Source organism: Candidatus Anstonellales archaeon (genome assembly GCA_038869735.1).
Classification (GTDB): domain Archaea; phylum Micrarchaeota; class Micrarchaeia; order Anstonellales; family CG1-02-47-40; genus JAWCQO01.
In genome coordinates this window covers 59,475-68,254 of sequence record JAWCQO010000006.1, presented here as the reverse complement: position 1 = coordinate 68,254, position 8,780 = coordinate 59,475, and the positions used below count along the sequence as shown (strand labels likewise).

Sequence of the window (8,780 nt, the reverse complement as noted above, 5' to 3'; positions counted from 1 at the left end):
TATTTTTGCTTTTTTATTCTTTCTTCTCTTTTTTTGTTTTCCTTCTGATAGGCGCCATTTACCAGTTTATTCAAATTAAGCAACAAAAGAGAATTCGACAACTCCAATGTATTTTTACTTAATAAGGCGGCTTGTCTTTACAAAAAAATGTGGATGCAAGATTTGCAAACTGGATTTATATTTTCTAATTTTTTGAGCTGAAATGATGAGCCGCCGTTTTAGGACTAAATACGCTTATTTTACTTATTTTACTTATTTTACAAATCGAAGGACTTCTGTAATAGAGTTTATAACGGCCTTTGGCTTATATAGTCCTCGTGACCTTGAAATCTCGGCTTTAGAAATACGCTTATTTTACTTATTTTACTTATTTTACAAATCGAAGGACTTCTGTAATAGAGTTTATAACGGCCTTTGGCTTATATAGTCCTCGTGACCTTGAAATCTCGGCTTTAGAGGTTGAGCCTGTAAGAACACATATTGAAAAAATGTTTCTTTTGTTTGCCAGTAGGATGTCTGTATCAAGCCTGTCTCCAACAAGTGCTGTGTCTTTTCGTGAGAGTGAATTTTCTGCAAGTATGTCATCAAGAAGTAAGGTGTTTGGCTTTCCTACTACCATGTCAGGCTTTCGTTCAGCGGCCGTAGCAATTGATTGCACTATTGCCCCTGAACCAGGCAGGAAGCCGTCTTCTACTGGGTTTGTTGGGTCGAGATTTGCTGCTATAAAAAAAGCTCCTTTCCGCACCGCGTTTGCAGCATCTCCCATTTTTTTGTATGTGAAGTTTGTGTCAAGGGCAGCCGCTACTGCCTCTGCTTTACTAGCCGCTGATAACGAGATGTTGAAATTTGAAATTTCTTTTTTAAGTCCGTATTCCCCCACTACGTGAACGCGCTTAAAGCCGTTGTCGGAGAGATACTTAGCAACCGCGTAAGCTGCAGTGTAAATCTGATTTTTTTTAACATGTATGCCCATCTTTGCAAGTTTTCTTAGGTACTGGTATCGCGTCTTTGTTGCATTATTTGTAAGGAAAAAGAAGTCCAACTTTTTCTTCTGCAGGAGTTCAATGGTTTGAGGGGCACCTTTTATAGGCGTTGAGCCGCGATATACTACGCCATCCAAATCAAAAATGAATGATGAGAAATTTTGAATTTTCATTTTCAAGGATTAGAGTGTTGATGAATTTAAAAGTTTTCCTATCGCTTGTTATTACATGACCCTCGATGCAAATAGCCTGTATTTAGTTATAAAAAAAATTATAGGGTATAAAAGAGGTTTTGGGATTGATTGTTAGGCTGGCTTTTATTTTTGTTTTTTTGTCTGTTGGTCTTAGCTTTTCCTTGGGGCAGGAATTTTTATATAAGACGAGTCTAAACGGTTCAGGCGGTGGAGTTTATAAAACAAGCGGCGTTAAGGCACCGTTTTACGTTGCTGTTTCTGGTGAGTATGTCTACGTGGTTGATGCAGACAAGAACAATTTAGTTCTGATAAGTGGGGATGAGGTTCGCAGAACATATGGAAATCCGCTTATTTTCTCATCACCAAAGGCTTTTGCATTTGATGGAGAGAACATAATCGTTGCTGACACTGGCAACGACAAGATAAAGATGATAGTTGGTGGTGCGATTAGAGATATAGAGATTAAAGTTGGCGAACGTCTAAGAGGACCCATGGGTGTTTTTGCCTCTGATAAGCGGTTATATGTGTCTGACACAGAGAACCACAGAATAGTGGTATTAAGAGTGGGCAGAGACAGCTATGAATACGAGAGGCAGATAGGAAGCAGAAGTAGTGGGTCTGATGATGAATTGCGCAATCCTTCCGGACTTTTTGTAAAAGACGGCCTTTTGTATGTGGCGGACTCTGGAAACAACAGGATTGCTATCTTTGGTCTGAATGGAAGCTTTGTAGGATCCATAGGCATGGGCAAAGGAGGTATTTTTCTCGCTGCACCCAGAGGAGTATATGTTGGGGATTATGTGTTTGTGGCTGATACGGGAAATAATAGGGTTGTTGCTTTTACTCTCACTGGAGAGCCTGTTGGAATGGTTGATAGAAGCTCATGCTCTGGGAACGAATGTAAATTTTCAAACCCGCACTCCGTATGGGTAAATGAGACCCTTCTTTACGTTGCTGATACTTGGAATGCTCAGATAAAGGTTTTTTCTATAAATATAAGTGGTAGGGATGAGGGAATTGAATCAATGCTAGCTTCCTTTCAAGAAAATATTTCAGCATACGAGAAGCTACGAGAATTTGCCTCACGTAGTTTTGGATTCGGAGAAAGACGGGCTTTCATTTGCGCAGAAGAAGTCAGAACCCTCTATAACCAGAAGGAGTTCTCCCTTGCAGCAAATAGGGGTTCTGAGTGCAAAAATATAATTGAAAACGAAATTTTGGTATTGAGCAATACGATTTCAAGTAGAATTCTTAGCGAGATACAAAAAGAGGAAATGCGAATAGATACATTAAGGGCTAGAGGAGATAAGGCATTAGAAAAAGATATACAAGACGCGCAAAGGCTTCTGTCCGAAGCAAGAGGAGCGACTTCTGCAACACTTTATGATGAAGCAATAAGAAAAATCGCACAGGCAAGCAAGATTTTGGATGGCTCAGAAAAGTTGGATAAGATGGATAAGTTGGATAAAAATAATAAAACGGGCGAAGAGGCAAAAACTTCACCTTCTGCGAATGCAAGCGTGATCTATGAGAGGTTGGACGTCCTTGAGAAGAGGATGGGGGAGATTGAGAAAGAAGCAAAAAATTATTCATTTGATGTGGGGATTAGTGGCATGCAGCTGATGGTTTTGCAGGTGAGGACATATTTGGAAAGTTCACAGGAGTATTTGGCAAGAAATACTCTTGTAGAACTTGAAAGCGCATTAGATGGCGCTCAAAAAAGATTAGTTGAAAGGAAAAACAGGACGACTGTTGCTCAAAGAAAAATAAACGAAACTGACGACTTCATAGGAAAGGTCCTCAACGAAAGCCTCATTTTTGCACCTGATTTTGATGAGCCAAAAGCCAAGCTTTCAGAGGCAAAAAAGTATGTGTATTCTGAGCCGGAAAAAGCGGTTTTGCTTGCTGATGAAGCTTTGAGGTTGGCACAGCAGAATAAAAGGTCTTTTGACAATAACCTCATTTTTGGATTGGCTATTGTAGTTGTTGGTATTATAATTGCTGCTTCTCTTGTCGCGATAGCCTACTTCTTATTTAAGATGTATAGGGAGAGAAGACCGCCTTCACGGGGCATAAGGTGGTTTAGAAGAGAATAATAAAATAATAAGCGGATACTTAAAAAGATAAGAAACTATTTAATAATTTATCTGGCAGAAATAAATGACAAGTGTGTTTGTATGAGATGGGTATACTTTTTTGCTTTTATTTTTGGTTTTGTTCTTTTTTCTGGCTGTGTCTCGAAGGGGTGTGTCTCTGATGACAACTGCCAGGAATGGCAGAGATGCGACCAAAGTAAAAGAACCTGCGTGGTTAGAGAAGGCTATTGTGTGCAGAATTCTGAGTGTGATAATGGAGGAAAAGAACCGCTTAAGGTTTGCAACCAAGAAACCCACCGCTGTTCTTACATGAAAGGGAGGTGTGCGATGGACTCGGATTGCGAATCATGGCAAATATGTAGAGTTGGAAACAACACGTGCGTTCCAAAAGTTGGATTTTGTGATTCTGACGCAATGTGTGACCCTGAGTTTGAGTATTGTAATCCAACAAAACACAAATGCAGTCCAAAGCCAGGATACTGCATTGACCAGTTCGATTGTGAAGCTCATCAGTTCTGCAGTACGCAAGAAAAAAGATGCAAGCCTCTTCCTGGCAGGTGTGACCTTGAGATAGATTGCCGAGGATGGCAGAAGTGTGACTTTGCAAACCATACTTGCATAGTTAGGGAAGGCTTTTGCGGCAATGATCTTGACTGCCCTGAGTGGCAGTTCTGCGATAAGGCACTTTATAGGTGCATTGTAAGACCATCTTACTGCACAGATGACTCACCATGTAAGGGATGGCAAGCATGTAATACATCAACACACCTCTGCGAACCAAAAAGGGGTTATTGTGACAATAATCAGCATTGCAACGAATGGCAAAATTGTGATTTAAACACGCACATTTGCGTAAATAGACCAGGCTACTGTTCGGAGAGTTCAAACTGCGCTCCATGGGAGTTCTGTGACGATGAGACCCACAGATGTAGATTGAGACCAGGGTATTGCACAAAGAACTCTGATTGCAGATATAACCAAAGGTGTGAGCTTGGCTCTGGACCCAACCAATACAGATGCGTCTCAGCAGTTTGTAGTTCTGATTATGATTGTCCTGGCTCAACGTGTGATATAGAGAGGCACGTCTGTAGATAGCTACTAATTTCGAGGGAAGTCGGAGGAGGTCTTGTTTATGTATGAAAGAGTAGATGAATTTGGTCCTGAAAAGATAATAGAGGTTCATGATGTAAGTATAGGGTTGCATGCTGTTTGTGTTATAGATAACACTGCCCTTGGAATTGGAAAAGGCGGGATAAGAATGGTTCCGGATATAACCACGGCTGAGGTAGCTTCTCTTGCCCGAACAATGACTTGGAAGAATGCGATGGCTGGGATTCCTTTTGGTGGCGCAAAAAGTGGAATTCTTGCTGATCCGAAGAAAGCTGACAAAGAGAAGCTGATAAGGGCGTTTGGAAGGGCCCTTAAAAATGTAATTCCGTCCCTCTATTGTGCAGGGCCGGATATGAATACAACAGAAAATGAGATGGGAATCCTGGCTGATGAGATAGGAGACCCGAAAGCTTGCACAGGAAAGCCTCTTTCTATGGGTGGCCTTCCACACGAGTTAGGCTCGACCGGCTATGGGGTGGCGCATGCGGCTTTGGAAGCGGTAAGGGCAAAGGGAATGAGCATTGAGGGAGCAACGGTTGCAATAGAAGGATTTGGTAACGTTGGGACATTCACCATGAAGTTTTTGACTGATATGGGTGCCAAAGTCATTTGTGTCTCTGACTCATCTGGTGCGGTGTATAACAAAAATGGTTTTGATTATGAGACGATGATGAAAGTGAAGAAAGAAAAAGGAACAGTTACTGCCTATGATGGGTGCAGCAGAGAGGGGGGGCCGGACGGATGCAGAGTAATGGGCCCAAGTAGTCTTTTTGAGACTGAATGCGATATTCTAATTCCTGGAGCAAGGCCAAACGCCATACATAAGGACAACGTGGACAGGATAAACGCAAAAATAATTGTTGAGGCTGCAAACATTCCAATGGATTATGAAACAGAAAAAAAGCTTATAAGAAGGGGTGTTTTGATAGTTCCGGACTTTATTGCTAACGCTGGCGGGGTAATCTCGTCTTATGTTGAGTATATTGGAGGCTCGAAAGAGCAGATGTTTAAAATGATAAAAGAGAAAATTTCAGAAAACGTGAGACTTGCTATTGCGAAGTCGAAGGATAAGGACAACGATTTGCGAGCAGCAGGTCTGGAAATAGCAAAAAACAGAGTTCTGGAAGCCATGAAAAAACGCTAGATTCAGATTAGGTGAGAGTAAGTAGAAGCTTGTTGCTCATTTGCTTGGTAATTTTTTCTTCTTTCTTCTTCCTGTTACTCTCGCTTTTAAACAAGCAGAGGCGAACATCTCATTGGCTTGGTAATTTTTTCCTCTTTCTTCTCCACTTTCACTTGTGGTTTCTATACTGCCTTCATTTGTTCATTTGTCTTCTTGCCGGGATTTTGGTATTTTGATTTTGTTGTTTGCCTTTAGTTTAAGAAAGTTTATATGAAAAAAATATTTTTGAGTTATATGTAAGAGCATTATATGTAAGCATTGCAGATTGAAAATTCATCTAATTCCACTTCTATTGTTCGTTGGCATATCGGAGCAGAAGGTGGCCCAATTGCACGGGCAGTGTAGACGCCTTCTGTTTCGTATCTGCATGCGGATTGAGCTATACAAAACGCGTCTGTATCAACTTCTTGGCATGTGAGTGCAATCCTTTGCTGTCCGTTGCCGCAGTCAAAATAAACTGGGCCATTGGGGACATAATTTAAATATTGGACAAAAACGTCGTGATATTGGCCTGAAAGATAAAGTGGGGGGGAAGGAGACAGAATAATGCATGTAGGCCCCCTTCTAGCGCCCCCTCCGGCAAAAAAATATGTATCCAATCTATTGTCGCTTTCGTTAAGCTCTCGTATTGTATTTTGCTCATCGGCTATTGCAGTTATTGTGTTCATGCCAGAGAAGGACTGGGTAAGGGTAAAGGGAATTTCTTGAAATTCGTAAGTCTGGTTGCGCCTAAGGCCTCCTAAGTACGAGATCTTCTGCTCGAGAGTATTGCCATGACGCTGGTTTTGTATTATTACGCTCAGTGTTATATTTGTTCTTTCAGGTATGTCGGCACAGCCGTTGTTTTCAACAAAAACGTTGACTAAAAATGTTGAGTCAAGAAGTATATTTCTCTCGGGTTCGTACGATATACTCTGAAGCCGGATATTTGGAAGGTTTCTAGAAACTTCAGAACTAATAGATGCAACATTGTCGTTCTCGTCCGACTCATAAATAGTTTCTTCATTGTCGGCAATGCCGATAATTGTATAAGGCCCTGGTTGAGAAAAGCGATAGAAGAGAGAAAAGTTTGTGGAGGCTCGTTGTTGGAGGCCACCTTGAACGCGAAAATCTCTAAATGAGATTGAATCATCTGGTTCAATTATTACAAGTCGATTTGAAAACCCAGATCCATTTTCTATGTTTTGAGTCCCGTTATTTACTATTCTCAAAAGAATCCTTTCGGTGTCGCCTGAACAGATAAAGCCTCGCTGCGAGACACTTAGGCTTGCTTGAAGATTTGGAAGGCGATCAGAAAGCCGCGAGTTGAATTGTCTTTCTACTCTATTGTCATCTTCGTTTTCCTCACTGATATCATTATTGCAGTCTGCATAAACCTCTGCAGTGTATGTCCCAAGCTCGTTTATTGGAATACTGTTGAATCTAAGTTCGCGTTCCTCATCCGATTCAAGGTGGGGTAAGTTTTGGCTGTACCTCATTGCCCGACCAGAAGGACTCGTAATTAAGAGGCAGGTATCAAATTCTGACACTTCGCCTCTGTGGTTTTTGATGAGTGCGGCCATCTGAATTTCAGAGCCTACCAGTGGTTCTTGGAGCAATCTTAAATCCTCAGCTCGTATATTTGGCATTCGTTGTTCTCGCCCTAAAACATAAAACGTCCCACTAATTTCGTTGTTGGACTCATCTGACTCTGAAATTTGGTTCAAACAATCTGCTTTTATTGAGTACTGGGTTCTACCCTGTGGTCCTTGAACAGCATAGGCAAATCTAACACTTGTGGTTTGGTTTTCTTCTAACGGGCCAACGTTCTGGATTAGTGGCTCTAATCTCTGCCCATTCGGAGTTGTGATTACGAGGCAGGCAGAAGAAGAATCTGCTCGTCCTCTTCCACTATTTTTGATTGTTACGCTGAAAGTTATGTTGTCTCCTATGTTTGGTGTAGAGGGTTGGCGAGATACATGCTCAACTTCCAAATCCGGGAGAGGCCTGATTATCTGGACGCTGAGTGGAATAGATAGACGGGGCCTTGGGATTGAGCCATCGCATACTATACCATCAGCTTCGAGGGAAACTACAATGGCAATCTGGCCGGTGTACTCAGCATTGGCCGTTAAAGTGGCTGTGAAGATTGAGCTTCTACCTACATCTATCCATGCAGTCGGAACGCCATCCATTGATATGGAAACAGCATTGTTATTTGTTGCTATAGACGTTATTCGCACTTTGCGTGGTTCACTTGATTGAGAATTTGAAATCTCAATTTCTATTGGAATTCGTTGGCCTCTATCGATAACCAGAATTTGCGGAGGGGGCTGATTGTTTATCTGAACTATTCTTGCGCTTGCTGCGACAGAGGGATTGCGCACGTAGATTCTCAGAGAAGCTCGCTCTGTAGACAAGCGGTATGCGTCGCTATCCGTATAGTAGATGAATTTTTGTATTTGCAGTGGGTCTACAATCTGTCCGTTCTGACTCCTGCACTTTGGAGCTATAATTCCGTGGCAGTCAAGTATTGATACATATGCCCCTAAGGTATAAGGTTCGCTTCGCGCTTGCAAGTTTTGAAATAGTGCTGACGGGTGGGTAGGGAAATCAAAAGAAAATCTTTCATTGTTATCTTTTATTATAGTGGCAGTGCCTGTGCAAAGAACCCCTGCGTTTCCAGCACCTGGAGATGTCGGCTCGTCAAATCTTTGCGAATAGTATATGTTTCTCTGGGAATCTGATAAAACGGCATTGGCCAGCCCAGTGTAGATAGTTCTTGTTCCTAGATTGTCTTGCTCAAGTCGATGATACGGAGTAGAGTTGAGGGTCTCGAAAAGTGCATTGTTAAGCTGGGCTGTTCCACTTTGTTGGCTCTGATATTGCAGTGGCAAGTTACAACGCTCAGGAAGTGGAGCAACGCTTGTCAGATATCTTCTTGCAAATGATAATGAAGGGGAAAATGTTGCACGAATATTGCCGGGACATACGAATGCCTCGTTTGGAAGATTTGCTGCCTCTGCATTGCTTGTTAGGACTCTAGAGTCTGTTGAGACCGTAAAAGAAAGTGAGTAGGACATATCTGTTAAAAAAGTTTCATTGGCATCAGGGTATCTAACTGCCTCAAAATCGTTTAGATTTCCACTTATAGTTACTGAAGAAAACGGGAGAAAAACGGCCACCAGCAAAAAAACAAAGAAGCGGTTATGGTTCATAAAAATTACCTCTTGGT

5 protein-coding genes are annotated in these 8,780 nt (G+C 41.8%); 3 read left to right on the top strand and 2 right to left on the bottom strand.

What is annotated here, in order from left to right; translation table 11 throughout:
• Nucleotides 1-367: 367 nt before the first annotated feature.
• On the bottom strand, nt 368-1,156 hold the full coding sequence (locus tag QXF67_03390) for an HAD-IIA family hydrolase (protein MEM3060548.1): 789 nt from the start codon (nt 1,154-1,156) through the stop codon (nt 368-370).
• Nucleotides 1,157-1,275: 119 nt separating this feature from the next.
• Here QXF67_03390 and QXF67_03385 point away from each other — a divergent pair, with 119 nt between their 5' ends.
• From QXF67_03385 to QXF67_03375, 3 genes are all read left to right on the top strand, one after another.
• The gene (locus QXF67_03385; GenBank protein MEM3060547.1) at nt 1,276-3,273 is read left to right on the top strand and encodes a hypothetical protein; all 1,998 of its coding nucleotides are present in this window, start codon (nt 1,276-1,278) and stop codon (nt 3,271-3,273) included.
• Nucleotides 3,274-3,354: 81 nt separating this feature from the next.
• Complete coding sequence (locus tag QXF67_03380) at nt 3,355-4,368, top strand: hypothetical protein (GenBank protein MEM3060546.1); 1,014 nt, start codon at nt 3,355-3,357, stop codon at nt 4,366-4,368.
• A gap of 37 nt (nt 4,369-4,405) precedes the next feature.
• Entirely contained in the window at nt 4,406-5,527 is a 1,122-nt protein-coding gene (locus QXF67_03375; protein ID MEM3060545.1) for a Glu/Leu/Phe/Val dehydrogenase, read from the top strand.
• A 284-nt stretch (nt 5,528-5,811) separates the two neighbouring features.
• Here the strand turns inward: QXF67_03375 and QXF67_03370 are convergent, their stop codons facing one another.
• Nucleotides 5,812-8,763: a CARDB domain-containing protein gene (locus QXF67_03370; GenBank protein ID MEM3060544.1), complete on the bottom strand. Its 2,952-nt coding sequence runs from the start codon at nt 8,761-8,763 to the stop codon at nt 5,812-5,814.
• Between the last annotated feature and the right edge of the window lie 17 nt (nt 8,764-8,780).

What these genes read in the sequence shown, in the direction of transcription:
- QXF67_03370 (MEM3060544.1), bottom strand. Translation starts at nt 8,763, where the DNA reads ATGAACCATAACCGCTTCTTTGTTTTTTTGCTGGTGGCCGTTTTTCTC.
- QXF67_03390 (MEM3060548.1), bottom strand. Translation starts at nt 1,156, where the DNA reads ATGAAAATTCAAAATTTCTCATCATTCATTTTTGATTTGGATGGCGTA.
- QXF67_03380 (MEM3060546.1), top strand. Translation starts at nt 3,355, where the DNA reads ATGAGATGGGTATACTTTTTTGCTTTTATTTTTGGTTTTGTTCTTTTT.
- QXF67_03375 (MEM3060545.1), top strand. Translation starts at nt 4,406, where the DNA reads ATGTATGAAAGAGTAGATGAATTTGGTCCTGAAAAGATAATAGAGGTT.